The 26,206-nt window shown below is 61.2% G+C and carries 27 protein-coding genes; 24 read left to right on the top strand and 3 right to left on the bottom strand.

Going from position 1 to position 26,206, the window contains the following annotated elements; all coding sequences use genetic code 11:
* Nucleotides 1-272 precede the first annotated feature (272 nt).
* Complete coding sequence (locus tag BWR59_RS04735) at nucleotides 273-1,172, bottom strand: LysR substrate-binding domain-containing protein (protein WP_081564469.1); 900 nt, start codon at nucleotides 1,170-1,172, stop codon at nucleotides 273-275.
* 106 nt (nucleotides 1,173-1,278) lie between these two features.
* Between BWR59_RS04735 and BWR59_RS04730 the strand changes: the two genes are divergently transcribed.
* From BWR59_RS04730 to ycaC, 6 genes are all read left to right on the top strand, one after another.
* Complete coding sequence (locus tag BWR59_RS04730) at nucleotides 1,279-2,649, top strand: MFS transporter (RefSeq protein WP_081564468.1); 1,371 nt, start codon at nucleotides 1,279-1,281, stop codon at nucleotides 2,647-2,649.
* Nucleotides 2,650-2,697: 48 nt separating this feature from the next.
* On the top strand, nucleotides 2,698-3,972 hold the full coding sequence (locus tag BWR59_RS04725) for a glucarate dehydratase family protein (protein WP_081564467.1): 1,275 nt from the start codon (nucleotides 2,698-2,700) through the stop codon (nucleotides 3,970-3,972).
* A gap of 428 nt (nucleotides 3,973-4,400) precedes the next feature.
* The gene (locus tag BWR59_RS04720) at nucleotides 4,401-4,817 is read left to right on the top strand and encodes a DoxX family protein (protein ID WP_081564466.1); all 417 of its coding nucleotides are present in this window, start codon (nucleotides 4,401-4,403) and stop codon (nucleotides 4,815-4,817) included.
* Complete coding sequence (locus tag BWR59_RS04715; protein WP_081564465.1) at nucleotides 4,810-5,442, top strand: antibiotic biosynthesis monooxygenase; 633 nt, start codon at nucleotides 4,810-4,812, stop codon at nucleotides 5,440-5,442. Before BWR59_RS04720 ends, BWR59_RS04715 begins: the two co-directional genes overlap by 8 nt.
* A gap of 148 nt (nucleotides 5,443-5,590) precedes the next feature.
* Nucleotides 5,591-7,429 carry an amidohydrolase gene (locus BWR59_RS04710; protein ID WP_081564502.1) on the top strand — a complete coding sequence of 613 codons (1,839 nt, stop codon included), beginning with the start codon at nucleotides 5,591-5,593 and terminating at the stop codon, nucleotides 7,427-7,429.
* A 114-nt stretch (nucleotides 7,430-7,543) separates the two neighbouring features.
* On the top strand, nucleotides 7,544-8,164 hold the full coding sequence (gene ycaC / locus BWR59_RS04705; RefSeq protein ID WP_081564464.1) for an isochorismate family cysteine hydrolase YcaC: 621 nt from the start codon (nucleotides 7,544-7,546) through the stop codon (nucleotides 8,162-8,164).
* Nucleotides 8,165-8,307: 143 nt separating this feature from the next.
* Here the strand turns inward: ycaC and BWR59_RS04700 are convergent, their stop codons facing one another.
* Nucleotides 8,308-9,171: a hypothetical protein gene (locus tag BWR59_RS04700; protein WP_081564463.1), complete on the bottom strand. Its 864-nt coding sequence runs from the start codon at nucleotides 9,169-9,171 to the stop codon at nucleotides 8,308-8,310.
* A gap of 360 nt (nucleotides 9,172-9,531) precedes the next feature.
* On the opposite strand from BWR59_RS04700, the gene BWR59_RS04695 reads away from it, so the two are divergent.
* The 11 genes from BWR59_RS04695 to BWR59_RS04645 all read left to right on the top strand — a co-directional run bounded on the left by BWR59_RS04695 (nucleotide 9,532) and on the right by BWR59_RS04645 (nucleotide 19,223).
* Complete coding sequence (locus tag BWR59_RS04695) at nucleotides 9,532-10,329, top strand: SDR family oxidoreductase (RefSeq protein WP_081564462.1); 798 nt, start codon at nucleotides 9,532-9,534, stop codon at nucleotides 10,327-10,329.
* Between the two features lie 20 nt (nucleotides 10,330-10,349).
* Nucleotides 10,350-10,757, top strand: a complete 408-nt coding sequence (locus tag BWR59_RS04690; RefSeq protein WP_081564461.1) for an SRPBCC family protein — start codon at nucleotides 10,350-10,352, stop codon at nucleotides 10,755-10,757.
* A gap of 902 nt (nucleotides 10,758-11,659) precedes the next feature.
* Nucleotides 11,660-11,968: an antibiotic biosynthesis monooxygenase gene (locus tag BWR59_RS04685; protein ID WP_081564460.1), complete on the top strand. Its 309-nt coding sequence runs from the start codon at nucleotides 11,660-11,662 to the stop codon at nucleotides 11,966-11,968.
* A 1-nt stretch (nucleotide 11,969) separates the two neighbouring features.
* Entirely contained in the window at nucleotides 11,970-12,248 is a 279-nt protein-coding gene (locus BWR59_RS04680) for a LysR family transcriptional regulator (protein WP_081564459.1), read from the top strand.
* A 231-nt stretch (nucleotides 12,249-12,479) separates the two neighbouring features.
* Nucleotides 12,480-13,154: a GntR family transcriptional regulator gene (locus tag BWR59_RS04675; protein ID WP_081564458.1), complete on the top strand. Its 675-nt coding sequence runs from the start codon at nucleotides 12,480-12,482 to the stop codon at nucleotides 13,152-13,154.
* Between the two features lie 99 nt (nucleotides 13,155-13,253).
* Nucleotides 13,254-14,060 carry an ABC transporter substrate-binding protein gene (locus tag BWR59_RS04670; protein ID WP_081564457.1) on the top strand — a complete coding sequence of 269 codons (807 nt, stop codon included), beginning with the start codon at nucleotides 13,254-13,256 and terminating at the stop codon, nucleotides 14,058-14,060.
* Nucleotides 14,061-14,084: 24 nt separating this feature from the next.
* Nucleotides 14,085-14,852 (top strand): amino acid ABC transporter permease, encoded by a 768-nt coding sequence (locus BWR59_RS04665; RefSeq protein ID WP_081564456.1) that lies wholly within the window; start codon nucleotides 14,085-14,087, stop codon nucleotides 14,850-14,852.
* Nucleotide 14,853: 1 nt separating this feature from the next.
* Nucleotides 14,854-15,633, top strand: coding sequence for an amino acid ABC transporter ATP-binding protein (locus tag BWR59_RS04660; protein ID WP_081564455.1), 780 nt, complete (start codon nucleotides 14,854-14,856; stop codon nucleotides 15,631-15,633).
* 19 nt (nucleotides 15,634-15,652) lie between these two features.
* Nucleotides 15,653-16,744, top strand: a complete 1,092-nt coding sequence (locus tag BWR59_RS04655; protein ID WP_081564454.1) for a polyamine ABC transporter substrate-binding protein — start codon at nucleotides 15,653-15,655, stop codon at nucleotides 16,742-16,744.
* A gap of 25 nt (nucleotides 16,745-16,769) precedes the next feature.
* A complete protein-coding gene (locus BWR59_RS04650) occupies nucleotides 16,770-18,380 on the top strand; it encodes a gamma-glutamyltransferase family protein (protein WP_081564453.1) in 1,611 nt (536 codons plus the stop codon).
* A 162-nt stretch (nucleotides 18,381-18,542) separates the two neighbouring features.
* A complete protein-coding gene (locus BWR59_RS04645) occupies nucleotides 18,543-19,223 on the top strand; it encodes a GntR family transcriptional regulator (protein ID WP_081564452.1) in 681 nt (226 codons plus the stop codon).
* Between the two features lie 151 nt (nucleotides 19,224-19,374).
* On the opposite strand, the gene BWR59_RS04640 is transcribed toward BWR59_RS04645, so the two are convergent.
* Nucleotides 19,375-19,701 carry an NIPSNAP family protein gene (locus tag BWR59_RS04640; protein ID WP_081564451.1) on the bottom strand — a complete coding sequence of 109 codons (327 nt, stop codon included), beginning with the start codon at nucleotides 19,699-19,701 and terminating at the stop codon, nucleotides 19,375-19,377.
* A 170-nt stretch (nucleotides 19,702-19,871) separates the two neighbouring features.
* On the opposite strand from BWR59_RS04640, the gene BWR59_RS04635 reads away from it, so the two are divergent.
* The 7 genes from BWR59_RS04635 to BWR59_RS04605 all read left to right on the top strand — a co-directional run bounded on the left by BWR59_RS04635 (nucleotide 19,872) and on the right by BWR59_RS04605 (nucleotide 26,201).
* Entirely contained in the window at nucleotides 19,872-20,765 is an 894-nt protein-coding gene (locus tag BWR59_RS04635) for an NAD(P)-dependent oxidoreductase (RefSeq protein WP_081564450.1), read from the top strand.
* On the top strand, nucleotides 20,766-22,193 hold the full coding sequence (locus tag BWR59_RS04630; protein WP_081564449.1) for an aldehyde dehydrogenase family protein: 1,428 nt from the start codon (nucleotides 20,766-20,768) through the stop codon (nucleotides 22,191-22,193).
* Between the two features lie 93 nt (nucleotides 22,194-22,286).
* Nucleotides 22,287-22,682 carry a carboxymuconolactone decarboxylase family protein gene (locus tag BWR59_RS04625; RefSeq protein WP_081564448.1) on the top strand — a complete coding sequence of 132 codons (396 nt, stop codon included), beginning with the start codon at nucleotides 22,287-22,289 and terminating at the stop codon, nucleotides 22,680-22,682.
* 51 nt (nucleotides 22,683-22,733) lie between these two features.
* Nucleotides 22,734-24,074, top strand: a complete 1,341-nt coding sequence (locus BWR59_RS04620) for an MFS transporter (protein WP_081564447.1) — start codon at nucleotides 22,734-22,736, stop codon at nucleotides 24,072-24,074.
* Between the two features lie 25 nt (nucleotides 24,075-24,099).
* Entirely contained in the window at nucleotides 24,100-25,017 is a 918-nt protein-coding gene (locus tag BWR59_RS04615; RefSeq protein ID WP_081564446.1) for an NAD(P)-dependent oxidoreductase, read from the top strand.
* Nucleotides 25,014-25,403 (top strand): cupin domain-containing protein, encoded by a 390-nt coding sequence (locus BWR59_RS04610; protein WP_081564445.1) that lies wholly within the window; start codon nucleotides 25,014-25,016, stop codon nucleotides 25,401-25,403. The genes BWR59_RS04615 and BWR59_RS04610 overlap by 4 nt, the downstream gene beginning before the upstream one ends.
* A gap of 21 nt (nucleotides 25,404-25,424) precedes the next feature.
* The gene (locus tag BWR59_RS04605; protein ID WP_081564444.1) at nucleotides 25,425-26,201 is read left to right on the top strand and encodes a carboxymuconolactone decarboxylase family protein; all 777 of its coding nucleotides are present in this window, start codon (nucleotides 25,425-25,427) and stop codon (nucleotides 26,199-26,201) included.
* The last annotated feature ends 5 nt before the right edge of the window (nucleotides 26,202-26,206 follow it).

The following is a 26,206-nucleotide window of genomic DNA, read 5'->3' as shown; positions in this document are numbered from 1 at the left end:
CCGGCTACTGCCTTGAGGCGATGCACTGAGTTGCCGGCACACTCAAAACCTGTGGAGATGCCATCGCTGCCGTCGTGACCTCCGGCGTCTCCCACAAGGTTTGCGTCTGTCCTCCACGCTAGCGTTCGCACGCGAAATCGCCGTGCTATGGCCAGCAAACCGGCTACTGCCTTGAGGCGATGCGCTGAGTTGCCAGCACACACAAAACCTGTGGGAGACGCCGGAGGTCACGACGGCAGCGATGGCGGTGGATCAGGTCGCATGCGGTGCCTTCAGGCCGTTTCGGCTTTCACCGCCGCGCGTATCGCCTCCAGCAGCATCATGCACGCCGGGTTGTCGTTGTCTGAACGCCAGACCAGATGCAGCTCGCTCTGCACCCCTTCACCCAGATCGATATCGCGAAACACCACGTCCTTGAACACCACATTGGCCGCGCATCGAGGCACCAGCGCCAGGCCCATGCCCGCATTCACCAGCGCCAGAATGGTCAGCGACGAACCCAGCCATTGCACGTATTCCGGCGTCACTTGAGCGGAGCGCAGGGTGCCGGTCAGCAGTTCGTTGAACGGCGGATAGGCCGAGTGGGAATACATCAGGAAGGGCTGGGCATCCAGATCCTGCACGCTCACCGAGTCAGCCTTTGCCAGCGCATGACTGCTTGGCACGGCCAGCACGAATGGCTCGCGCACCAGGCATTCGGTCTCATACCCCGGCTGCAGCAGCGGTGCGCGGACGATACCCAGATCGATGCGCCGCGCTCGCAACGCTTCGTGCTGCGAATAGGTGTTCATTTCAGTCAGGGAGATTTTCACGTGTGGCTGATTGAGCCGCGCCTCGGCGATGACCTTGGGCAGAAACTCGTACACCGCACTGCCGACGAAGCTGATAGTCACCGAGCCGATGTCGCCCTCGGCAAAACGTCGTGCAGCGATTGCCGCCTGATGCGCATGTTCGAGCAAGGTCTGTGCTTCGATGAAAAAAGCCCGACCGGCTGCCGTCAACGCCACGCTGCGAGTGCTGCGGGTGAACAACGCAACCCCCAGATGATGCTCCAGCAACTGGATCTGCCGACTCAACGGCGGCTGGGTCATGTTGAGGCGCTCGGCGGCGCGTCGAAAGTTCAGTTCCGTGGCCACCGTAGTAAAGCAGCGCAATTGAGCCAGTTCGAACATTGATATATTCCGGGTATCAATCAACAGTCAATGTAGATTAGACGGGAACAATACCAGCGTCCATCATCGGCTCATCCCCAAAAAAACAATGAACGGGAGTTGCCTCTTGAATACCCTCAATCCCACGGCGGACCCCACCGTGCTGGCCCGCGCAGCCGCCAAGGTCAAGCGTCACGTGTTGCCGCTGTTCGTAATCATGTTCATCGTCAACTACATCGACCGGGTCAACATCGGCTTCGTGCGCAGCCACATGGAAACCGATCTGGGCATTGGCGCGGCGGCCTACGGGCTGGGCGCGGGTCTGTTTTTCGTCGGTTACGCAATCTTCGAAGTCCCTTCCAACATGCTCCTGCAGCGTTTCGGTGCCCGCGCCTGGCTGACGCGCATCATGTTTACCTGGGGCGCGGCAGCCATGGCCATGGCCTTCGTGCGCGGGGAGACCAGCTTTTATGTGCTGCGCTTCATCCTCGGCGCCGCCGAAGCGGGTTTCTTCCCCGGCATCATTTATTACTTCACACAGTGGCTGCCCTCGAGCGAGCGCGGCAAGGCCATGGCGATTTTCCTCAGTGGCTCGGCAGTCGCTTCGGTGATCTCCGGCCCGGTGTCCGGCGCCTTGCTCGGCATCAACGGTCTTAGCCTGCACGGCTGGCAGTGGATGTTCCTGATCGAAGGCTTCGCTTCCATCGCTCTGTGCGGCTTCGTCTGGTTCTGGCTGCAATCCCATCCCCGTGAAGCCAAGTGGCTGAGTGAGGAGGAGAAGGGCGCACTGATCAGCGCCGTGCAAGCCGAGCAACGCGCCCGCGAAGCGGCGCAGGTAATCAAGCCGTCGATCTTCAAGTTGCTGGCCGACCGGCAGATCCTGTTGTTCTGTTTCATCTATTTTTCAGTCGCACTGACCATCTACGGCGCAACCTTCTGGCTGCCGAGCATGATCAAGAAGATGGGCAGCCTCAGCGACTTCGAAGTCGGCCTGTTCAACTCGATTCCGTGGATCATTTCCATCGTCGCCATGTACGGCTTCGCAGCACTGGCCGCGCGGTTCAAGCATCAGCAGGCTTGGGTGGCGGTGACATTGGTGATCGCCGCTTGCGGGATGTTCATGTCGACCGTCGGCGGGCCGGTGTTTGCCTTCGTCGCCATCTGCTTCGCCGCCATCGGGTTCAAGGCCGCCTCGGCATTGTTCTGGCCAATTCCCCAGGGTTATCTGGACGCGCGCATCGCCGCAGCGGTGATCGCGCTGATCAATTCCATCGGCAACCTCGGCGGCTTCGTCGCGCCTACCGCGTTCGGCTTCCTGGAGCAGCGCACAGGCTCGATCCAGGGCGGGATGTACGGGTTGGCGATCACTTCGCTGGTAGCCGCCGTGGTCATTTTCTTTGCGCGCACCACGCCCAGGGGCGAGTCATCGGGAAAGCCCCTTGATGCACGCAGCCCCAAGCCTCTGCAAGAGCCCGTTGCCCTGCGCGCCGCCAAATAACCCCACTTAAAGCCAAGCCTCAAACCCTGATCGACCGGGAGATGTCTCTTGAAAATCACACGTGTCACTGTCACCCCGATTGCATTCCGTGATCCGCCTTTACTCAACGCCAGCGGTATTCACGAGCCGTTCGCGCTGCGCTCGATCATCGAGGTGGAAAGCGACAACGGTTACATCGGCCTTGGCGAAAGCTACGGCGACGCGCCGGCGCTGGCCATCCAGCAACAGTTGCAGGGCCAGTTGATCGGCATGGACCCGTTCAACCTGGCGCAGCTCAAGGCGGTGGTCAAAGCCACTGTCGCCGCGAACAAACCGGCCAGCGTCGCGGGTGCTGAACTGGCGCCGGGCTCCCATGCCAGCAAAGCGGTGAGCAATGCCTATTCGGCATTCGAAGTGGCGTTCCTCGACCTGCAGGCGCGCTCGATGAACCTGCCTCTGGTGGACCTGCTGGGTGGCGCGGTGCGTGATCAGGTGCCGTTCAGTGCCTACCTGTTCTTCAAATATGCCCGCCATGCCGATTCGCCTTATGCACCGGACAGTTGGGGCGAAGCCCTGAACGAGGAGCAGATCGTCGCCCAGGCCCGGCGCATGATCGAGGCCTATGGCTTCAAGAGCATCAAGCTCAAGGCGGGGGCGCTGGAACCCGAGCATGAAGTGTCGTGCATCAAGGCGCTGAAAAAAGCCTTCCCTGGTTATCCGCTGCGCATCGACCCAAACGGCAACTGGTCGCTGGAAACCTCGATCCGCATGGCCGAACTGCTCGGCGATGACCTTCAATATTACGAAGACCCGACGCCGGGTCTGGAAGGCATGGCCGAGCTGCATGAACGCACGGGGCTGCCGCTGGCGACCAACATGGTGGTGACTGACTTTGACGAGTTCCGTCGCAGCGTGGCGCAGAACAGCGTACAGATCGTCTTGGCCGATCACCATTACTGGGGCGGCCTGCGCGACACCCAGGCACTGGCGAAAATGTGCGAAACCTTCGGTCTCGGCGTGTCGATGCACTCCAACTCGCACCTGGGCATCAGCCTGATGGCGATGGCCCACGTGGCCGCGGCGGTGCCGAACCTGGATTTCGCCTGCGACACGCATTACCCGTGGCAGGAGCCGGACGAGGAAGTGATCAAGGGCGGCAAATTGCCGATCGTCGACGGCTGCGTGAAAATCACCCGCGAGCCCGGGCTGGGGCTGGAACTCGATTACGACCAGTTGGGCAAACTCAACGACCAGTTCCTGGCCTGCGGCATCCGCTCGCGGGACGATGTGAAGCAGATGCAGAAGTACAAGCCGGACTGGAAGGCGGTGAAACCGCGGTATTGAGCGTCGGCGAATTGGAATGCCCACCCGAAACGGTTCGGTTTGCGCATTACCTGTAGCAGTCCGGCTTGCCGGCGGCAGCGATTGCAAAGCCGCCACCGCCGGCAAGCCGTGCTGCTACGATGGGTTCTTTTGACTGCAACCTGCTCACATGAATGCCCTCCAGCCCGCTATCAAAGTCGATATCGAGGACGATCCGCTGTGGCAGACCACTCACATGCAATGCCTGCTGTCACCGGAACATCCGCTTAGCGAAGGCTGACCGCCCGGGCCGCATTGAAATAATTCGTATTACATGCTGCACGCACAAACCGTCCAATCACAGCACGTCCGTTCAATACCTCGATAACCCACCACGACACTATGGCTTCATCGTTGATCAGGGATTCTGCACGTCCTTGCCCAGCCCTCAATGAGTCCATTGGTGTGCCATGAGCTATTCAAATTTCAATGACCGCATGCCGGATTTCGGGCTTCTGTTCCTGCGAGCCAGCGGTGCGCTGTTTCTGCTGTTCGTCCACGGACTGCCCAAGCTGCTGGACTTCAAGGCGCAACTGTCGTTGATCGAAGACCCGTTTCATATGGGGGCGACCCTCACCTTGAGCATGGCGATTTTCGCCGAGGTGCTGTGTCCGCTGCTGATTCTGACCGGCGCACTGGCGCGATTGGCGTGCCTGCCTATTCTCTTTCTGCTGCTGGTGGCGCTGGTCGTGGTGCATGGCGACTGGAGCGTGGAGCAGGGGCAGTTCGGCTGGTTGCTGATCATCATCTTTACCAGTGTGCTGATCGCCGGACCCGGCCGTCTGTCGCTCAACATCCGTTTGCCTGGAGCGCTTCGTTATGCCTGAGTCCGCCGTGTCCGCCGAGATCACTCCGACCTCGAAACTGTCGCCCGACGAGATCGTCACGCTGGTGGTCAAGCACCGCGTCAAGCAAGGCCTGGAAGCGCAATACGAAGCCTGGCTGCGCCGGACCGTGGCGATTGCCGGCACTTATCCGGGGCACTTGGGCGTCGATGTGATCCGTGGCAAGGCCGATGGCCTGCACATGTTCACGTGTGTATTGCGCTTCTGTTCCACCGAAGTCATGCAGAGCTGGCTGGATTCCTCTCAGCGCCGCGAACTGGTCGCTGAAGCCGCGCCGATGCTGGCCGATGGGGATTTCACCGAGGTCAATCGCCACAACGAGTTCTGGTTCGTGCCGTCCAGCGACACGCCACCACCGCCGCGCTGGAAGCAGGCCGTGGTGACCTTTTTTGTGATCTGCCCGCTGACGCTGCTGATCCCGCTGCTGTGGGGACCGGTATTCCGCGCCATCCCGTTGCTGGGCAACTACGTGATCGGCACTGCGTTGGTGACCATCACCATTGTCCTGCTGGTGGTTTACCTGCTGATGCCCCAAGCGACCCGGCTGGCCGCACCGTGGCTGAACGCCAGACCCGAACCTGTGCCCGGGGCGGACCATGAAGGATAAACCGCAGGACGACTCCCTGACCGACAGCGACCGTCGCAGCTTCGTGGCCAAGGGGTCCTTGCTGAGTGCGGCCGCCGCGATTTTTTCTTCTCTACCTGTCACCGGCTTTGCAGTCGGTGCTTCCAAATCTTCTGCCCCCGGAGGCGCGATGAACGTCGATCTGATTCTGTTCAACGGCAACTTTCATACGGTTGACAAGGAAAAACCCACCGCCAGTGCCGTGGCCATCGGCGCCGGCAAGTTCGTCGCGGTAGGCACCGATGCCGAAATCATGTCGCTGCGCAGCAGTGCCACCCAAGTCATCGACATGCACAAGCGCACGGTGATTCCGGGCCTCAACGACTCGCACTTGCACCTGATCCGTGGCGGCTTGAACTACAACCTCGAACTGCGCTGGGAAGGCGTGCCTTCGGTGGCCGACGCGCTGCGCATGCTCAAGGATCAGGCCGATCGTACGCCGACTCCGCAATGGGTGCGTGTGGTGGGTGGCTGGAACGAATTCCAGTTCGCCGAAAAACGCATGCCGACGCTGGAAGAGCTGAACCAGGCCGCGCCGGATACCCCGGTTTTTGTGCTGCACCTGTACGACCGCGCACTGCTCAACCGCGCCGCGTTGCGTGTGGCAGGCTATACCCGCGATACGCCGAACCCGCCGGGCGGCGAGATCGTGCGCGACAGCAATGGCGACCCGACCGGCATGCTGGTGGCCAAGCCCAACGCGATGATTCTGTACTCGACGCTGGCCAAGGGACCGAAATTGCCGTTGGAGTACCAGGTCAACTCGACCCGTCAGTTCATGCGCGAGCTGAACCGTCTGGGCCTGACCAGCGCCATCGACGCCGGCGGCGGCTTCCAGAACTACCCGGACGACTACGAAGTGATCACCCAGCTGGCAGAAGCCAAACAGCTGACCGTGCGCATCGCCTACAACCTGTTCACCCAGAAGCCGAAAGAAGAGCTCAGCGACTTCAAGAACTGGACCAGCACCGTCAAGCTGCATCAGGGCGACGACTTCCTGCGCCACAACGGCGCCGGCGAGATGCTGACCTTCTCGGCAGCCGACTTCGAAGACTTCCTCGAACCACGCCCGGACCTGCCGCCTGGCATGGAGCAGGACCTGGAGCCGGTGGTGCGCCATCTGGTCGAGCACCGTTGGCCGTTCCGTCTGCACGCCACCTATGACGAGTCGATCTCGCGCATGCTCGACGTGTTCGAGAAGGTCAACCGCGAGGTTCCGTTCAATGGCATTCCATGGTTCTTCGACCATTGCGAAACCATCACCCCGAAGAACATCGAGCGCGTGAAGGCGTTGGGCGGCGGTATTGCCATTCAGGACCGCATGGCGTTCCAGGGCGAGTACTTCGTCGAGCGCTACGGCGCCAAGGCCGGCGAGCACACGCCACCGATCAAACGCATGCTGGCCGAAGGCGTGCCAGTCGGCGCGGGTACCGACGCCACGCGCGTCTCCAGCTACAACCCGTGGACGTCGCTGTACTGGATGGTCAGCGGTCGCACCGTCGGTGGTCTGGAGCTGTACCCGGAAGGCCTGTCCCGCGAAACCGCGCTGGAACTGTTCACCCGTGGCAGCGCCTGGTTCTCTTCGGAGCAGGGCAAGAAAGGCCAGATCAAGGTCGGCCAACTGGCTGACGTGGTCGCGCTGTCTCAGGACTTTTTCAGCGTGCCGGAAGAGTCGATCAAGTGGATCGAGTCGGTGTTGACCGTGGTCGACGGCAAAGTGGTGTATGGCGCCGCCGAGTTCGACGATCTCGCGCCGCCGAGCGTGCCGGTGCTGCCGGACTGGTCGCCAGTGGCGAAAGTCCCCGGGCACTGGCGTCCGGGCGCACCGATGGCCGCAGCCGTTCACCAGTGCAGCGGGCCATGCGGCGTGCACGCCCACAGTCATGACAAGGCGCGTCAATCCAAGGTGCCGGTCAGCGACTTCCAGGGCTTCTGGGGCGCCTTCGGCTGCTCGTGCTTCGCCTTCTGACGCCTACGCGATACAGAGCATGAAACGCCTCGCCGGCAATGATCGGCGAGGCACTCCGTCAGCGCCGTTGGCTGGCAACCGCACACACCTGACACACACTCAATGGAGTCAATCATGACCGTTCCCTACAAGCGTTTGGATATCAACGATGCCGTGGTTCTGCTGGTCGATCACCAGACCGGTCTGATCTCGCTGGTGCAGGACTTCTCGCCGAACGAGTTCAAGAACAACGTGCTGGCACTGGCTGACTGCGCCAAGTTCTTCAAGCTGCCGACCATCCTGACCACCAGCTTCGAATCCGGTCCGAACGGCCCGCTGGTGCCTGAGTTGAAAGAGATGTTCCCGGACGCGCCGTACATCGCACGCCCTGGCCAGATCAACGCCTGGGACAACGAAGACTTCGTCAAGGCGATCAAGGCCACCGGCCGCAAGCAGCTGATCATCGCCGGTGTCGTGACTGACGTTTGCGTGGCGTTCCCGACCCTGTGTGCGCTGGAAGAAGGCTTCGACGTGTTCGTGGTCACCGATGCTTCCGGCACCTTCAACGACGTGGTGCAGAAAGCGGCCTGGGCGCGCATGACGGCAGCCGGCGCGCAGCTGATGAACTGGTTCTCGGTGGCGTGCGAGCTGCAACGCGACTGGCGCAACGACATGGAAGGCCTGGCCAACCTGTTGTCCCAGCGCATCCCGAACTACCGCAACCTGATGAACAGCTACTCGGCGTTCAACAAGTAAGATCGAGTGGCGCCAGCGATGGCGTCGCACGGACCGTGTTGCCTGATGAACGATGGTTGCAACGGCACACACGGTCCATTGTGGGAGGGAGCAAGCTCCCTCCCACAGGTCTTGTGTTCACCGCGAAATCGGGTATGGAGCTCCTACTGCATCGCCCGCAACGCCGCCTGTACCTGCTCGAACACATAGCTGGTCGAGCCTTCCTCGCTGCCTGCCTTCTTGCTTTCCGATCCGTCGGTATCGATCCCCGCCAGCACCTCCGACAGGTTGTGGAAATGGCCTTTGTCTTTATTCGTCGTCGAATCTTCAGTCCCGGTCTGGGCCAGGGCGTCGCTCAGGGTCTGGTGCTGGATCAGCCATTGCGGGTCGGTTTTTTCTTCCGCAGTCATGTTGTCGAGAAAGCCCAGCGCTGCCTTGGCGCGACCGATCGGGTGGTTGGCGTAGGGATCGGTAAAATTCTTTTGCTGGTCGGCAGGGCCGCTGTAATACCCGGTGGCCAAACGCTCCTGTTGGCGCATCAAACCTTTGGCCGCAGCCTGTTCTGCAGTGCTGAACTGGCCACCTTCGTTGGTCGCCACAGCGTTCAGCGAGCGGCGGTCCAGATCGCCCATCAGCGAATTCCGGTCGGTGTCCGAGCCATCGTAGGGTTTGCCGCTATCCTTCATCAGCGCGTATTTCTCGTCCATGCGTTTGCGGGCGTCACTGGCCACGTCGGCGAAGGTCTTGTCTTTCGAACTGGACGTTGCGCCGGGCTGGGAGACACCCAGCACCAGGGCATCGGCGGCCATGCCCGAACGCACCGGGAAGTAGGGCGAGTAGTTGGCGATGGCGTTGCTGTAGCTGGTTGAGGTGCTGGACAGGCGCACCGACTCGGTATTGCCGGGCTGGGCGGTGTCTGCGGTTTGATCAGTGCTGTTGCGGGCGCTGCTGGTGTCTGTCGATGTCTTGCGTGCGGCTGCGCTGGAATAGGCGGCGAGGGCAGCGCTGGAAGTATTGTTGACGATCATCTTGGCTTCCTTGGCAGTGGCGGCGCCAAAGCGGGCGTGCGCCTGAGTCGAGCTAACGAGGTGGACCCGGCAATCGGGGCATCGGGTCGTCTGTTTTTGTTTTCTGCGGACAGTGAGTCGCATTTGTATCAGTTCAGACATGTTTGTCGGCTGTTTCCCACGCAACTGAAGGCAAACGCTTAGCCAAACCGGTTTAAATTTGGCAGGTTGAGACCTTGAGGGAATCAAGCGTTCTAAATTGCGTCTTGGACGGTCTTTACTGCCTGCCTTACTCTGTGTCCCAAGGTCGCCGCTCAGGCGACAGGCCAGAGGCGCTACGAAAAACCCGTGTCGGCCAATCCACATTTATAGAGGTACAACATGAAAATCGACTTGACTGGAAAGCTGGCGATCGTCAGCGGCTCGACTGCCGGCATCGGCCTGGGCATCGGCAAGGCGCTGGCAATGTCCGGCGCAACCGTGGTGATCATCGGGCGGGCGGCGAGCAAGGTCGACGAAGCCATCGCTGCCATCAAACGCGACGTGCCAGAGGCTCAATTGCGTGGTGTGGTCGCGGACCTGGGCAGCGCCGAAGGCGCGCAAGTACTGTTCGCCGCCGAGCCGCGCGCCGACATCCTGGTGAACAATCTGGGAATCTTCAACGAGGTGGATTTCTTCGACACCCCGGACGAGGAGTGGGCGCGCTTCTATGAAGTGAACGTGATCTCCGGCGTGCGTCTGGCGCGGCAGTACGTGAACGACATGGTGGCCAACAAATGGGGCCGGGTGATCTTTGTCTCCTCGGAATCCGGCGTGGCGATTCCGGCCAACATGATCAACTACGGCACCACCAAGGCTGCCAATCTCGCGGTTTCCCACGGCCTGGCCAAGCGCCTGGCGGGCACCGGGGTTACGGTCAACGCGATCCTGCCGGGGCCGACCTTCACCGACGGCGTCGAAGAAATGCTCAAGGACGCCATCGCCCAATCCGGGCGCAGTGCCCGCGATGAGGCCGATCACTTCGTTCGTCGCGCACGGCCATCGTCTATCATCCAGCGCGCCGCGGAGGTGGACGAGGTCGCCAATCTGGTGGCGTACCTTGCATCTCCCTTGTCTTCGGCAACCACCGGCGCTGCCTTGCGTGTCGATGGCGGCGTCGTCGACAGCCTAGCTATCTGAACAATTACTGGAGAATCATCATGGCTAAAGCCTCTGCAACCGTTCGCATCCCGGTCTCGGCGGACAAAATCTGGCAACTGGCGGGCGGTTTTCTTGCACTGCCGGACTGGCTGCCGTTCATTGCCAAGAGCGTACCTGACGAAGGCGGCCGCATTCGTCATCTGACTACTCAGGACGGCGCTGAGATCAGCGAACGTTTGGAGACCTACGACAATCAGGCGCGCACTTACAGCTACTCGATCACCCAGGGGCCGTTTCCGGTGACGGGCTATCTGGCGACACTCAAAGTCAGCGCCGATGGCGATAACGCGGCAGTGGTGGAGTGGTCCGGAGTGTTCACCCCGAACGGCATCCCCGATGCCGAGGCCGAAACGCTGTTTCAAGGCATCTATGAAGGTGGCCTGGAGGCGCTGAAAGGGAATTTCTGAATACGTTGAGGGTTGATCCGGTATCAGCACGGCTTGCCGGCGGTTGCGATATTGAATACGACGCCGCCGACAAGCCGGCTTCTCCCACAGGGAAAGCATCGGTCTCAGCTGATCGTTCCCAGGCTCTTCATGGGAATGCATGGCAGGACGCTCTACGTCCAGATCAATACGGAGTTTTGTGTTGGGTCGAGATTTGGAGTTCAACCCCGATCCTGTGGGAGATGCTGGAGCCGTGCGACAGCCCGGGCCGCGATCGGACGATGCGGTGGTTCAGCTAACCCGTTCGTCAACTGACCCACCGCATCGCTGCCGTCGCACGGCTCCGGCTTTTCCCACAGGGATCGCAGAGGTCTTCAATTGATCGTTCCCACGCTCTGCGTGGGAATGCATGGCAGGACGCTCTGCGTCCAGATCAATACGGAGTTTTGTGTTGGGTCGAGGTTTGGAATTCATCCCCGATCCTGTGGGAGATGCTGGAGCCGTGCGACAGCCCGGGCCGCGATCGGACGATGCGGTGGTTCAGGGCAACCCATTCGTCAACTGACCCATCGCATCGCTGCCGTCGCACAGCTCCGGCTTCTCCCACAGGGATCGCATCGGTCTTCAGTTGATCGTTCCCAGGCTCGGCGTGGGAATGCAAGGCAGGACGCTCTGCGTCCAGATTGACACGGAGCGTCGCACACTGCGTTACCACGCGGAGCGTGGGAACGATCAGATGAGCCTTGGCGTTTTTCCTCGGCGCCGAGACGACACACAAGCCGTGCTGCTACAAACCCTCTGACTGACCGCGGAGGGACAGTTTAATTGTCGCTTAATCCGCAACGCTGAAACTCCAAACCTGTGGTTTATCCGGGACCTTCCGGACGTCAAACTTGCCCGATCATTTATCGCAGGAGAGGATGATGCTTGTCTCGGCCATCAACACCGTGGAAATACACGCCACTCAAGGTCGTTCCAGTGAAGTCGGCGCCCGTGTGCCGCGGATGCTTGAGGTGTTGAACAGCACGACCCCGTGCGTCGCCTACACACTGACCCCCGGAAAAAACGACGATGCGTCATGGATCGTCAGCGGCTACTGGCAGTCAGAATCCCAGATGCAAGCGCATTTCGCCCATCCCGAGCTGACCGGTTTCATGGAGTTGCTCAACAGCGGCGCCATCAGCCATATTCAGTTCAACAGCTTCGTCGTCCATTCGAGCGCGGTGACCTGACATGTCCCTGAATGAAGATATCCTGCTGGGCATCGACCTTAACCTGCTACTGACCTTTCTGGTGGTGTTCCGTGAACGCAGCGTCAGCGAGGCAGCCCGCCATCTGCGGGTTACCCAGCCGGCGGTCAGCGGTTCGCTGGTGCGTCTGCGCCAATGCTTCGACGATCCGCTGTTCCTGCGGCGCAATCGCAAGATGCAACCGACGCCCAAAGCCGAGGAGATCGCCGAAGCGCTGCTGCCGGCCATGCTGCAGATCGAATCGGTGATCCGTCACCCGTAACCGGTTTTCCTTCACCCGCCCGTTCCCAAACGCACACCACTGCCCCCCGGTTGTGCGCGCTTTTGCCATGCCTGCTCCGATAAGTAGCAGCGCCCCCGTGCAACCTCGCTAGCCTGCGCTCAGCAAATTCCTTTCCTTTCATTGAATTGCCCCCGGATCTGCGAGGCTGGCACTGCTTTTGCTTTTGTGTATCCGTGGATGATTGGATACAGAAATTCAAAAGGTAACGCCATGCGCCTTGTACCTGGATTCGCCGAACGCCAACCCGTCACTGCCGAAGAGGAGGCCTATGCCTTTCTCCTCGACGCCATCTGCAAGGGCACCTACCGCATGGGCCAGCGGCTGATCGCCGAGGACATCGCCAGCGAAATCGGCATGAGCCGCATGCCGGTGCGCGAAGCTTTCAGGCGCCTGGCCGCCGACGGCCTGGTTACCCTGCGGCCCAATCGCGGGGCGGTGGTCAGCGGGCTGAACATCGACGAGATGCGCGAAGTCTTCGAGATGCGCAGCGCGCTGGAAGGGCTGGCGATTCGCGTCGCGGTGCCGAAAATCACCGAGCGGCACCTGACGCGCCTCGAGCGTCTGCTCGACGACATGGACGACTACCGCGACGACAGTTCCGAATGGGTCAGCCGTCATCGTCAGTTTCACGAATACCTGTGCAGCATCAGTGAGCGCTCGCGGCTGATGCGGCAGATTTCGGCGCTGTACACCGTGATCGAGCCGCACATGCGGGTCTGGCTGGAGCACGGCGAAAAACCCCTCAGTGCCCGCGACGAGCACGCGGTGATCCTCGATGCGCTGCGTTCAGGCGATGCCGAGCAGGCCGAGCGGATCCTGCGCGATCACATCGAGGGCACAGTGCCGAGCCTGATCGCCTTTCTCGAACAGCAACAGACTGCCTGAAACCTCAAACCAGAAGCGGGCCTGCAGCCCGCCGTCAGCACCACCTGTATCGACGTTCAGAACTGCCCTTACTTTCTTACCGAAATCGGAGCTTTCGTCATGCATAAACCCGCCGCGCTGGCCGCCCTCGTTTCCCTGAGTCTGTGTGCACCGCTGGTGTTCGCGACCCCGACCGTGCCGGACCGACTGCAAAAGGTCGACAAAATCACCTACTGCTCCGGCATGGACTCACCTCCCTTGGTGTCGTTCGATGCCGCGCAGAAGCCGGTGGGTCTGACCATCGATCTGGGCCTGGAAATCGCCAAGCGCCTGGGCGGCAAGAAAGTCGAGTGGCGGGTCATTCCGTTTTCCGGGCTGGTGCCGGCTTTGCTGGCGCAGCAGTGCGACATGATCGTCGATCAGCTGTTCGACAAGCCTGAACGCCGCGAAGTGATCAACATCGTCAACTACATGTATTCCAGCCAGTCGGTGGTTGTGCCCAAGGGCAACCCCAAAGGCATCAAGACGCTGGACGATCTGTCCGGGCACAAGGTCGCGGTGCTCAACGGTTCGACCATCAAGACCCTGCTCGACACCCAGAACGAAAGCCTGACCAAGGCCGGCAAGCCGCCGCTGAAACTGGTGGTCTACAACACCGACACCGACGCCTTCCAGGCCCTGCGCATCAGCCAGGTCGACGCCTACGGCACTACCGTGGAAACCGCCGGTTACTACGCCGCCATGGCGCCTGACCTGTTTCAGGAAGGCGTGCCGGCGTTCAGTCGGATTCTCACCGGGCTCGGCATCCGCAAAGACGATCCGCAGCTGACGGTCGCCGTGCAGCAAGTGATGAGCGACATGCACAGCGACGGCAGCTACACCCAGTTGCTCGCCAAATGGCACGTTGAAAGCGACAAGCTCGATTGACCCAGTGCAGAACGGGATGAACCGATGAATTTCAATTGGGAAGTGTTCTGGCAGTACCTGTCGCAGCCCAGTGGGGTTTACCTCACGGGCCTGTGGCTGACCTGCCTGATCAGTGTGCTGGCGATGTTGATGGGCTGCGCGCTGGGGTTGATTGCGGCGCTGATGCGGCTGTCGACGAACCCGCTGCTGAATCTGCCGGTGCGATTTTATGTGTGGCTCATGCGCGGCACGCCGCTGCTGGTGCAGATCGTCTTTCTCTACACCGCGCTGGCGGCGGGCGGAATCTTTCGCTTCGAAGACATCGATCTGGGCTGGTTCGTCGTGCCGGGCAACATTCAGGCGGCGATCATTGCCCTGGGCCTTAACGAAGGCGCGTACATGGCCGAGATCATCCGTGCCGGGATTGGTGCGGTGGACAAGGGCCAGTACGAGGCAGGCCGTTCGCTGGGGATGACTTTCGGCAAGCTGATGCGACGGATCGTGCTGCCGCAGGCGTTCCGGGTGATCGTTCCGCCGCTGGGCAACGAATTCAACGTGATGCTGAAAAACACCACGCTGGTCAGCGTGATCGGTGTTCAGGAACTGCTGCTGAGCACGCAGATGATCACCTCGGCGACATTCCGCGTTTTCGAGCTGTATCTGGTGGTGGCGATCTACTTCCTGATGCTGACCACCGTGTGGGGCTTCTTTCAGCGCTGGCTGGAACAGCGCTTCGGCCAGTCCGACCGGCAGCCGCCCGCGGCCAGACGCATGTTCGGGCGCGGCGCGATGAAAATGTTGAGAGGGCGATGAGATGGCGCATCAAAGTGAGGAATTGATCATCGAAGCCCTGGACGTGCACAAGTCCTTCGGCGACCTCGAGATTCTCAAAGGCATCTCGCTGCGCGTCAGAAAGGGCGAAGTGGTGGTGTTGATCGGCGCCTCGGGGTCGGGCAAGACCACCTTCATTCGCTGCATCAACCTGCTGGAAGACATTCAGGGCGGGCGGATCCGCGTCAACGGCCAGGCCATGGGCTATCGCGAGCGTGCCGACGGCAGTCTGGTGCGTGACTCGGAGCGCAACATCGCCCGCCAGCGCCGGGACATCGGCATGGTGTTCCAGCGTTTCAACCTGTTCGCCCACATGACCGCGCTGGAAAACATCATCGAAGCGCCGATTCACGTGCTCGGCGTTCCCCGCGCAGCGGCCTTGATCCAGGGTCGCGAACTGCTGGCCCGCGTCGGTCTGGCGGACAAGGCCGCGCATTACCCGTCGATGCTGTCCGGCGGGCAACAGCAGCGAGTGGCAATTGCCCGGGCGCTGGCGATGAAACCAAAGGCCATGCTGTTCGACGAACCCACCAGTGCACTGGACCCGGAAACCGTGGGCGAGGTGCTGCAGGTCATGAAGGAGTTGGCCGAAGACGGCATGACCATGGTCGTCGTGACCCACGAGATGGGGTTTGCCCGGGAAGTGGCCGACCGCGTGGTGGTGCTCGACCAGGGCGAGTTAATCGAGCAAGGCCCGCCGGAACAGATCTTCAGCCGTCCGAGCCATCCGCGTACCCTAGCTTTTCTCAGTCGTGTGTTGTAAACCTCACAAGGAAATTGCCATGCGTTCGATATGCTTTGCCGCTGCGCTGTGTTCCATCGCTGTGCTGCCTGCCGCGCACGCCGCCGAAGGCGTGATGAAAATGTTTAACTGGTCTGATTACATGGGCCCCGAAACGCTGAAGAATTTCGACAAGGACAGCGGGATCAAGGTCCAGTACGACATCTTCGACACTAACGAAATGCTCGAAGCCAAAATGCTCTCCGGGCATTCGGGTTATGACCTGGTCGTGCCGTCCAGCCAGTTCCTGTCCAAGCAGATTCGCGCCGGAGCGTATCAGCCGTTGCAACGTTCGCTGCTGAGCAACTGGAATCACCTGGACCCGCGCCTGATGCAGCGTCTGGAGGCCGCCGATCCGGGCAACCGCTATGCGGTGCCGTACATGTGGGGCACGGTGGGCATTGGCTACAACGAGGAAAAAGTCCGCGCCGTGCTGGGCAAGGACGTGGTGCTGGATTCCTGGTCGATGGTCCTGGACCCCGCCAACCTGGCCAAGCTCAAAAGCTGCGGCGTGGCCTTTCTCGATGCGCCGGTGAAAATCATCCCACAGACCCTGCTGTATCTGGGGCTGGACCCTAACAGCGTTAAACCCGACGACTACAAGAAAGCCTCGGCGCTGTTGATGAAACTGCGCCCGTCAGTGACCTACTTCAACTCGTCCAAATACACCGCTGACCTGGCCAACGGCGACATCTGCGTCGCCATCGGTTATTCCGGCGACGTGATGCAGGCCCAGACCCGCGCCAAGGAAGCCGGCAAAAACGTCGACATCCGCTACCTGATCCCCAAGGAAGGCGTGAACCTGTGGTTCGACATGCTGGCGATTCCCAAGGACGCGGGTAACGTCGCCAACGCCCATGCCTTCATCAACTACCTGCTGCGCCCGGAAGTGATTGCTCCGATCAGCGATTACGTCGGTTACGCCAACCCCAACAAGGACGCCACGGCCCTGATGGACCCTAAAGTCAGCGGCAACCCCGGGATCTACCCGGGTGACGAGGTGATCAGCCACACCTTCGTTTCAGCCGACCTGCCGGACAACATCCAGCGCCTGATCACCCGGGAATGGAACCGGATCAAGTCCGGGCAATGACCCCCGTTTTTGAAGAGCCTTCGCCATGTTGAAATTTTCTGCTCACGAGTACCCGTATCCTTCCCGACGCCAGAGTGTGTTCGCCCGCCGCGGCATGGTCGCCGCATCGCAGCCGCTGGCGGCGCAGGCCGGGATCGAAGTCATGCAAAAGGGCGGTAACGCCATCGATGCCGCGATTGCCACAGCTGCCGCGCTGACCGTGGTCGAACCCACCGGCTGCGGCATTGGCGGCGACGCCTTCGCGCTGGTCTGGTGCAAGGGCCAGTTGCACGGCCTGAACGCCAACGGTCATGCCCCGGCGGCATTGAGCATCGAAGCGGTGAAAGCGGCCGGCAACGAGCAAATGCCGATGTATGGCTGGACCCCGGTGACCGTGCCGGGCTGCCCGGCGGCCTGGGCGCAGTTGTCCCGGCGTTTCGGCAAGCTGCCGTTCGCCGAGCTTCTGCAACCGGCGATCAATCTGGCGCGGGACGGATTTCCGTTGTCCCCGGTGGTCGCACACCAATGGCAGACCGCGTTCGATGAGTTCAGCGCGCACCGCGATGCCGTGCTGGAAAACTGGTTCGAGACCTTCCTCATGGACGGGCGGGCGCCGAAAGCGGGGGAGCTGTTCCGCAACCCGGCCCAGGCGCGAACCCTTGAAGAACTGGCGGCGACCGAGTGCGAAAGTCTTTATCGCGGCGCATTGGCGCAGCGGATTGACGCGCATTCCCGGGCCACCGGTGGTTATCTGCGCGCAGAGGATCTGGCAGGTTTCCACGCACAGTGGGTCGACCCGATCAGCATCAATTACCGTGGTTATGATGTCTGGGAAATCCCGCCGAGCGGGCAGGGCCTGGTCGCCCTGATGACCTTGCGCATGCTCGAAGGCTTTGAGTTCGATCATCGCGACAGTCAACAGACCTGGCATCGTCAGCTTGAAGCGATGAAGCTGGCCTACAGCGACGGCTTGCACCACATCACCGATCCGCAGCACATGAGGGTCGCGGTGGCCGATCTGTTGAGCGATGGCTACAGCGAACAGCGTCGGGCGCTGATCGGTGAGCGGGCGCAGGCGCCGAAACCGGGTGAGCCTCACGCCAGCGGCACGGTGTACCTGGCCACGGCTGACGCGGAGGGCAATATGGTGTCGTTCATTCAGAGCAACTACCACGGCTTCGGCTCCGGCGTGGTGCTGCCCGACAGCGGCCTGGCATTGCAGAACCGTGGGCAGGAATTCAGCCTTGACCCCGCTCACGCCAACTGTTTGGCTCCAGGCAAGAAGACCTTTCACACCATCATTCCCGGTTTCTTGAGCAAGGACGGCGAACCGGTGGGGCCTTTTGGCGTCATGGGCGGTTACATGCAGCCCCAGGGTCATGTGCAGATGGTGATGAACCTGGTGGACTTCGGCCTCAACCCGCAAGCAGCCCTGGATGCACCGCGCTGGCAGTGGCTGGGCGGGATGAAGATCGGCATCGAGCAGGGCGCGTCGAGCGACCTTGCCGCTGCTTTGGCACGACGCGGGCATGACATCAGCATCGCCTATGACTCCACCGACTTCGGCCGGGGGCAGATCATCGTGCGTGATCCGGTCAGTGGCATTTTGTGCGGGGGGACCGAGCCCAGGGCGGATTCGACGATTGCTGTGTGGTGATCGATAGGCACTGCTGATTTTATTTTTCCGAAAAGGCCTGTAATACAATACGATTGCTTCTGGCGGGCCGGATCATGAGGATCGGCCGCCAGATTCGATCCGGCGATTTCTTCCATGGGAAGGGCGGTCGCCATGAAATTCATAGGTCTTCGGGAATACAGCATGAAAGTACAACGCCAGGCGTCGTCTTTGCGGCATCAAGTGCAGGATGCACTGCGCAACGAAATCATCTCGGGGCGTTTCAAGCCCGGGGACCGACTGGTGGAGCAGCAGCTGTATACCGCGCTGGACGTCAGCCGCACGTCATTGCGCGAGGCATTGCGGCAACTGGAAGCGGAAGGCTTGGTGGAACAGGTGCCTCATCGCGGGGCGTATGTCGCCTCGGTGGACGCCAAGGATGCGATCCAGATCTACGACGTGCGCGGGGCGCTTGAGGTGTTGGCGGTGCGCAATTTCGTGCGCCATGCCAGCGACGAAGATGTTCAGGAACTGGGCGAGGTGTTCGATGAGTTCGTCGAGCAGTCCCACACCGCCAGCCTCGACGGCGCGGCGCTGCTGGACATCAAGCGACGTTTTTATCATGTATTGCTCGACATCGAGCAGAGCCGGGTGGTCGGCGGCATGCTGGAACAACTGAACAACCGCGTGAGCCTGTTGCGCGCGTTGTCATTGGGGCGCGAAGGGCGGATGCCGCATACCTTGGCCGAGCTCAAGGAAATCGTGCGCAACATTCAACTGCGCGACGAAGAAGGCGCCTGCGCGGCGGCCTTGCTGCACGTTGAAAATGCTTCGAAGAACGTGCTGGAGCTGTTGGCGGCAACGGCGGGGCATACCGTTCAGTGAACATCGCTGTGACCCTTTCGCTGCCGTCGTGACCTCCGGCGTCTCCCACAGGAATGGAGTGGGCCCCGGTATTGAGGACGTCTTCCACCGGAATGGCGTAGGACGCGAGGCTGGTGACCTGCACCGCACCTGTTTTGCCTTCAGGGTCCGTTCAGCGCAACGCGGAATACCCGGTCGGCGTCAGGAACTGGTTCTCGATGCGCTCGACGATGATCGCCTGCGCCTCGCTCGCTGCGCGTTTGGCGATCCACTCGGCATCGCTCTGGAACGCATTCCACTTTGCCTCGCGCTCGGCGAGGCTTTCCCATTGCAACAGATAGGTCAGCGATTGATTGGTGGCCCCGGTGAGGTTGGTCCAGAAACCGATCTGCCGGATGCCGTACTGCTCGAAGAAACCCAGCGTGGTGCTGGTGAAGCGTTCATGCAGCGCCGGCAAGCGGCCCGGTGCACAGTGATAGGTACGCAATTCCACAATCATTGATCCAACTCCTCGAAGGTGCCGCTGGTAGGAATCGCTAAATTAGCCTATTGACCGACTGTATGACAATCATATAGTTTTATCGCAACTGCTGGCCAACGTCATGCAGAAGCACTGCGTGACATCGCCTCGACCCGGTTACAAAAACATAAAACCAATAGGGCACGACCATGACGCAACCGCAACGGATCGGCTTCATCGGCCTTGGCATGATGGGCCTGCCGATGACCACCTGCCTGTCCAGGGCAGGTTTTCAACTGTTTCTCGCCGACGCCGATGCCGGGCGTCTGAGCGACGTTCAGGCGACGTTGAACGCCAGCGCACTGACCGCCGACAACGCCAGCTCCCTCGACGTACTGATCACCATGCTGCCCAACTCGACCATCGTCGAGAGCGTGCTGCTGGCCGATGGCGGCTGGGCGTCGCAATTGAAGGCAGGCGCGGTGGTGATCGACATGAGTTCTTCGGAACCTGCGCGTTCCCGTGAACTGGGCCAGAAGCTCAAGACCCTCAACCTCCAATACCTCGACGCGCCGGTGTCTGGCGGTGTCAAGCGCGCGGTGGATGGCACTCTGGCGATTCTGGTCGGCGGCGACGAGGGCGTGATGCAGCGCTGCCGCCCGCTGCTGGATGCCATGGGCAAGAACATTCTGCACATCGGCGATGCCGGTGCCGGGCATGCCGCCAAGGCGCTGAACAACTTCGTCTCGGCAGCGGGGCTGATGGCAACCGTGGAAGCGCTGCACGTGGCGAAACGTTTCGGCATCGACCCGGACGTGATGGTCGATGTGCTCAACGCCTCCAGCGGCGGCACCAACACCTCGCTGAACAAGGCGAAGCAATTCATGCTCAGCGGCACCTTCGGTTCCGGCTTCTCGATGCAGCTGATGAACAAGGACCTGAAAATTGCCAAAGGCCTGTCCGATGCACTGGACTACCCGCTGACCTTCGGCCAGAGCGCGATCACGGTCTGGAACGACGTGGCCCAGGACGCAACGCCAGCTACTGACCATACCGAGATGTATCGCATGCTGGCCGGGGAAGGCGAGCGGGGAGGTCAGTGAATGTCACATGCATCGCGTTTTTATATTGATGGGCGTTGGGTCGAGCCTGCAGATCCAGCCTGGTTCGACGTCATCGATCCTGCGACCGAAACCGTGGTCGAGCGGCTTGCCCTGGGTGACGCCCGCGATGTCGACCTTGCCGTGGCCGCGGCCCGCAAGGCCTTGCCGGGTTACGCAGCCACCAGCGTGGCCGAGCGCATCGCCTTGCTCGAAAGGATCGTCTCGATCTACGAGCTTCGACAGGAAGAATTCGCCCAGGCGATGCGCATCGAAATGGGCTCGCCGATCACGTTCTCGAGGAAGTTTCAGGTGCCCCGTGGCTGGCTGCACCTCAACCAGATGATCGACGTACTGAAGCGTTTCAAGTTTGAAGAAACCATGGGCAGTACCTTGATTCGCCACGAGCCGGTAGGCGTCTGTGGCCTGATCACGCCGTGGAACTGGCCGATCAACCAGATCGTGGTCAAGGTCGCTCCAGCATTGGCGGCCGGTTGCACCATGGTGCTCAAACCCAGTGAATATTCGCCCTTGAGCAGCCTGCTGTTTGCCGAAGTGCTGGATGAAGCGGGGGTGCCGGCCGGCGTGTTCAACCTGGTGAACGGCGACGGGCCGGGCGTGGGCGCAGCGCTGTCGGCGCATCCGGACATCGACATGCTGTCGTTCACCGGCTCCACTCGCGCGGGCGTACTGGTGGCGAAATCCGCGGCAGATACCGTCAAGCGTGTGGCGCAGGAACTGGGCGGCAAGTCGGCGAACATTCTGCTGGATGACGTCAACCTGCAGGACGCTGTCACCCGTGGCGTGGCTGCGTGCTTCACCAACAGCGGCCAGTCGTGCTCGATTCCAACCCGTCTTCTGATTCCGCGAGGCTTGATGGACGATGCGATTCAGATCGCCAAGACCGCCGCCGAGGGTTACAGCGTCGGCCCGACCACAGACGAATACACGCAATTGGGCCCCCTGGTCAACCGTGCGCAATTTCGCCGGGTTCAGGCGTTGATACAGAACGGCATCGACGAAGGCGCGCAATTGGTCACCGGGGGCATTGGCCTGCCGAACGGCATCGAAAAAGGCTACTACGCCAGGCCCACGGTGTTCGCTCACGTCACGCCGCAGATGACCATCGCTCAGGAAGAAATCTTTGGCCCGGTGCTGTCGATGATCGCCTATGACAGTGAGGCCGAAGCAATCGACATCGCCAACGGCACACCGTATGGGCTGGCAGCGTACGTGCAATCCGCCGATCAGCAGCGCGCCCGTGATGTCGCTCGAAAACTCCAGGCGGGCAGCGTGCACCTGAATTATCCGCCGGCAGATTTCGCCGCGCCGTTCGGTGGTGTAAAGCGCTCCGGCAATGGCCGGGAGTGGGGCGAATACGGTTTGCGCGAATACCTGGAAGTGAAATCGATGGTGGGTTACGGCGCCTGATTCTTGAAGGGGATCTGGCGGCCCGACTCAAAAAAATTTGCCTGATTGCCTTGTATGACAATCAGTCGATCCTACGAATAAGGTGGTGACACGATGGAAGACAACGAACGTTTCAATCAGGGCTTCAACAATCGCAAGGAAGTGCTGGGCGACCGCCATGTCGAGAAGTCCTGGGCGGCTGCCGATGATTTCAACCGGCCGATGCAGAAGCTGGTCACCGAGTACTGCTGGGGCGAGATCTGGGGCGACCCGACGCTGTCGTTCAAGACTCGCAGCATCATCAACATCGCCATGCTCACCGCCATGAGTCAGCACCATGAACTCGCCGTTCATGTGCGGGGTGCGTTGCGCAACGGCGTGAGCAAGGAAGAGATCCGCGCCGTGCTGATGCAGGCGGCGGTGTACTGCGGCGCGCCGTTGGGCCTGGCGGCCTTTCGCGTGGCGTCGGAGACGATCAAGGCCTACGAGGCGGAAGTCGCCGCCACCTGAACCCTTCAACCCACCACTGCTTGCGTCCGACAATAACTATAAGGAAACGTCATGAGCACTTACGCCCCAGCCAGATCGGTGGCTGAAACCGAACAGTCGATCGAGAAAAAAAGGAGGAACGCCATCAAGGGCGCGTTCTTCTCCGAGTATATCGACATGTTCGACATCTACCTGCCGGTCGTGGTGTTGTCGCCGGTGTTGTTTTTCTTCCAGCCCACGCAGTTGTCGCCGGGCATGGCGGCGATTCTCGCGTCACTGGTGTTCATTACCACCTTGTTGGGGCGACCGATTGGCGCGTTGCTGTTCGGCATGATCGCCGACAAGACCGGGCGGCGCATGGCGTCGATCTACTCGGTGTCCGGCTTTGGTGTGGTGACGCTGTTGATCGCGCTGCTACCCGGTTATGAAAGCATCGGCATCGCGTCGTACTGGGCGCTGGTGCTGCTGCGCTTCGTCGACGGGATCTTTCTTGGTGGCGGTTACACCGGCGCGATGCCGCTGGCCATCGAGTATTCCAAGAAGCATCAGCGCGGTTTCGTCGGCGGTCTGATCATCGCCGGATTCCCGCTGGCCTACGTCAGCATCAACCTGGTGGCGATGCTGATGTTCATGCTGTTCCCGCTGGACGGCCCCGGATCGCCTTACGTGCAGTGGGGCTGGCGGATTCCGTTCGTGATCGGCGCGGTGCTGGCTGGCGTACTGGCGCTGTACTACGTGTACGCGGTGTCGGAATCGGAAATCTGGGAAAGCGAAACCGGCAACAAGCCTCGGGAAAAACTGCCTTTGAGTGATTTGCTCAAGGGCAAGAGCGGCCGCAACCTGCTGCAAGTGTTGCTGATGATGACCGGCTTCTGGCTGACCCAGAACATCATCACCATCTTCCTGCCCACCGGCCTGCTGGTGAACACCTTGCACCTGTCCGGCATGCAAGTGACCGGCACGCTGCTGATCGCCTACTCGGTGCTGTTCTTCAGCTACATCGCCTCGGGGATGATCGGGCAGAAGATCGGCCGTCGACGCTTCTTCATCATCCTGGGGCCGATCATCGCCACAGCCGGGGCCGGAATCATGTACGTGCTGGCCAACGTGCCGGGGCTGTCGCTGCCGATGATCATGACCCTGGTGTGCGTGCTGTCGGTGCTGGTGACCGCGCCGTGGGGCGTGATCGTGACCTACATCAACGAGCGTTTCGTCACCGACGTGCGTGCCACCGGCTTCGGCGTGGGGTTCAGCCTGTCGGTGATTATCCCCTCGTTCTACGCCTTCTACATGGCCTGGCTGGGCCAGTTCATCCCGTTCACCGTAACGCCCGCCGTGCTCCTGGTGATCGGCGGGGTGATCGCCACGATCGGCGCCTATATGGGGCCGGAAACCAAAGACGTCGATTTCTAAGCGTTGCCATTCGAGGAGAGCAGTCGTGGACAACACAACTCTGGGGTTCATCGGTCTGGGCAACATGGGCGGGCGCATGACGCGCTGCCTGGTGGATGCCGGGCTGAAGGTGCTCGGTTATGACACAGACCCTGGGCGAGTCAGGGCTGCGGGTGCGACAGTGGCCGGCTCGATTGCCGAGGTCGTGTCCGAAAGCGCTGTGGTGCTGCTGTCGCTGCCGGACAGCAAAGTGGTCGAAGCGGTCGTCGAGGGGCCGCACGGTTTGCTTGCGCATTGCCGGCAAGGGCAGATCGTCGTTGACCTCAGCACCGCCGCTGCCAGTTCGACCATGCGCCTGCACGGCCTGTTTGCCGAACGTGGGGTGCAGTACGTCGACGCCGGCATTTCCGGCGGTGCGGCGGCGGCGCAAAAGGGCGCGCTGACCCTGATGGTCGGCGGCGATGCTGCAACGGTCGACGCCCTGGCCTGGGTGTTCAAGCCCATCGCCAGTAAGGTGTTTCTCATGGGTGAAAGCGGCGCCGGGCATACCACCAAGTTGCTCAACAACTTTCTCAACGCCGTCAGCCTGGCCGCCACTGCCGAAGTGATGGTGGCGGGCAAGAAAGCCGGGCTCGATCTGCACCGTTTGCTCGATGTGCTCAACGCCAGCAGCGGGGTGAACTTCGCCACGCTCAATCGCTTTCCGCACATCGTCGACGGCAATTATCTGGAAGGCGGCCTGACCGGCAAATTGATGAGCAAGGACGTGGTGCTGTACCTGGACCGCGTCCGCGAACTGGGCGTCGCGTCCCTCAATGCGTCCGGGCCGCTGGCCAGTTTCGGGCTGCAAACCGCGCTCGGTTACGGCGACCTGATCAGCAACAGAGTGGTGGACGCCATCGGCGATATGTCCGGTGGGGTGCGTCTGCACGACACAGCGAATACGACAGGAGAAAAGGCATGAAGGTTTTTCACGGCAGCGTCGAAGGCGCGATTTCCGAACAGCGTGGCGCCACCTTCACCGGCGTGGTCTGGGCCGACCCGGTGATGCCTGCCACCGATGGCGTGACCATTAATAACGTCTCGTTCAACCCCGGCGCGCGCACGTTCTGGCATTACCACGAACAAGGGCAAGTGCTGTACGTCACGGCGGGCAGCGGCTGGATTTGCCTGGAAGGCAGCGAGCCGCAACCGATTCGTCAGGGTGACACGGTGTGGATCGGGCCCAACGAGCGCCACTGGCACGGCGCAAACACCAAAAACTTCATGGTCCATACCGCCACTTCCATCGGCAAGACCGTGTGGCAGGAAGCGGTGGCGGATGCCGACTACCTGCGTTCCGCGGACTGACCGCAGAAGGGAAGAAACAGCATGAGCCTCACAGAAAAACAACAAAAAGCCCGGGAAGCCTTCGAGCGTAGCGGCGGGACCTGGAACCTGGCGTGGGACAGCATGCTGCGCCTGGACCCCGGCTTCGTCGAAGCCTATGCCGGTTTCGCCGCCGTACCCTGGCAAAAGAATCACCTGCCGAACAAGGTCAAGGCGTTCATTGCCATTGCCGCCGATGCCGCTGCGACCCACTTGTATCGCCCAGGCATTCACGAGCATCTGCGCGTCGCGCTGGCCCATGGCGCCACACGAGAGGAGCTGATGGAAGTGCTGGAGTTGATCAGCACGGTCGGTATCCATGCCGCTAATGTCGGCGTGCCGGTGCTGCTGGAGGTGCTGGAAGAAGAGGGCATGCGTGATGGCCCCGAACCGCTGGATGCCAGGCGTGAAGCCCTCAAGGCCAGTTTCATCGACAACCGTGGTTACTGGCATTCGTCGTGGGAAGGGCTGCTGGAACTGGACCCCGAACTGTTCGAGGCCTATGTCGAGTTCTCGTCCGTGCCGTGGCGGACCGGCGTGCTGGAACCCAAGGTCAAGGAGCTGATGTATTGCGCGTTCGATGCGGCAGCGACTCATCTTTACGTGCCGGGGCTCAAGCTGCACATGCGCAATGCGCTGCGCTACGGCGCCACCCGGGATGAAATCATGGAGATGCTGGAGATCGTCAGCGTCATCGGCATCCACGGCGCGTTGGTTGCAGCACCCATGCTCGAACACGCGCTGGGTGAATCGCGCGCGCAGCCGAATCTGAATCGTTGAAAGAC

Origin of the sequence: Pseudomonas sp. Bc-h (genome assembly GCF_002080045.1) — a bacterium.
Classification (GTDB): Bacteria; Pseudomonadota; Gammaproteobacteria; order Pseudomonadales; family Pseudomonadaceae; genus Aquipseudomonas.
The sequence above is the reverse complement of the archived record's forward strand: the minus strand, read 5'-3'. Positions and strand labels throughout refer to the sequence as shown.

Bases quoted from the DNA above. Each gene is read 5' to 3' on its own strand.
- BWR59_RS04735 (WP_081564469.1), bottom strand. From the start codon at position 1,172: ATGTTCGAACTGGCTCAATTGCGCTGCTTTACTACGGTGGCCACGGAA.
- BWR59_RS04720 (WP_081564466.1), top strand. From the start codon at position 4,401: ATGAGCTATTCAAATTTCAATGACCGCATGCCGGATTTCGGGCTTCTG.
- BWR59_RS04715 (WP_081564465.1), top strand. From the start codon at position 4,810: ATGCCTGAGTCCGCCGTGTCCGCCGAGATCACTCCGACCTCGAAACTG.
- BWR59_RS04710 (WP_081564502.1), top strand. From the start codon at position 5,591: ATGAACGTCGATCTGATTCTGTTCAACGGCAACTTTCATACGGTTGAC.
- ycaC (WP_081564464.1), top strand. From the start codon at position 7,544: ATGACCGTTCCCTACAAGCGTTTGGATATCAACGATGCCGTGGTTCTG.
- BWR59_RS04700 (WP_081564463.1), bottom strand. From the start codon at position 9,171: ATGATCGTCAACAATACTTCCAGCGCTGCCCTCGCCGCCTATTCCAGC.
- BWR59_RS04695 (WP_081564462.1), top strand. From the start codon at position 9,532: ATGAAAATCGACTTGACTGGAAAGCTGGCGATCGTCAGCGGCTCGACT.
- BWR59_RS04690 (WP_081564461.1), top strand. From the start codon at position 10,350: ATGGCTAAAGCCTCTGCAACCGTTCGCATCCCGGTCTCGGCGGACAAA.
- BWR59_RS04685 (WP_081564460.1), top strand. From the start codon at position 11,660: ATGCTTGTCTCGGCCATCAACACCGTGGAAATACACGCCACTCAAGGT.
- BWR59_RS04680 (WP_081564459.1), top strand. From the start codon at position 11,970: ATGTCCCTGAATGAAGATATCCTGCTGGGCATCGACCTTAACCTGCTA.
- BWR59_RS04675 (WP_081564458.1), top strand. From the start codon at position 12,480: ATGCGCCTTGTACCTGGATTCGCCGAACGCCAACCCGTCACTGCCGAA.
- BWR59_RS04670 (WP_081564457.1), top strand. From the start codon at position 13,254: ATGCATAAACCCGCCGCGCTGGCCGCCCTCGTTTCCCTGAGTCTGTGT.
- BWR59_RS04665 (WP_081564456.1), top strand. From the start codon at position 14,085: ATGAATTTCAATTGGGAAGTGTTCTGGCAGTACCTGTCGCAGCCCAGT.
- BWR59_RS04660 (WP_081564455.1), top strand. From the start codon at position 14,854: ATGGCGCATCAAAGTGAGGAATTGATCATCGAAGCCCTGGACGTGCAC.
- BWR59_RS04655 (WP_081564454.1), top strand. From the start codon at position 15,653: ATGCGTTCGATATGCTTTGCCGCTGCGCTGTGTTCCATCGCTGTGCTG.
- BWR59_RS04650 (WP_081564453.1), top strand. From the start codon at position 16,770: ATGTTGAAATTTTCTGCTCACGAGTACCCGTATCCTTCCCGACGCCAG.
- BWR59_RS04645 (WP_081564452.1), top strand. From the start codon at position 18,543: ATGAAAGTACAACGCCAGGCGTCGTCTTTGCGGCATCAAGTGCAGGAT.
- BWR59_RS04640 (WP_081564451.1), bottom strand. From the start codon at position 19,701: ATGATTGTGGAATTGCGTACCTATCACTGTGCACCGGGCCGCTTGCCG.
- BWR59_RS04635 (WP_081564450.1), top strand. From the start codon at position 19,872: ATGACGCAACCGCAACGGATCGGCTTCATCGGCCTTGGCATGATGGGC.
- BWR59_RS04630 (WP_081564449.1), top strand. From the start codon at position 20,766: ATGTCACATGCATCGCGTTTTTATATTGATGGGCGTTGGGTCGAGCCT.
- BWR59_RS04625 (WP_081564448.1), top strand. From the start codon at position 22,287: ATGGAAGACAACGAACGTTTCAATCAGGGCTTCAACAATCGCAAGGAA.
- BWR59_RS04620 (WP_081564447.1), top strand. From the start codon at position 22,734: ATGAGCACTTACGCCCCAGCCAGATCGGTGGCTGAAACCGAACAGTCG.
- BWR59_RS04610 (WP_081564445.1), top strand. From the start codon at position 25,014: ATGAAGGTTTTTCACGGCAGCGTCGAAGGCGCGATTTCCGAACAGCGT.
- BWR59_RS04605 (WP_081564444.1), top strand. From the start codon at position 25,425: ATGAGCCTCACAGAAAAACAACAAAAAGCCCGGGAAGCCTTCGAGCGT.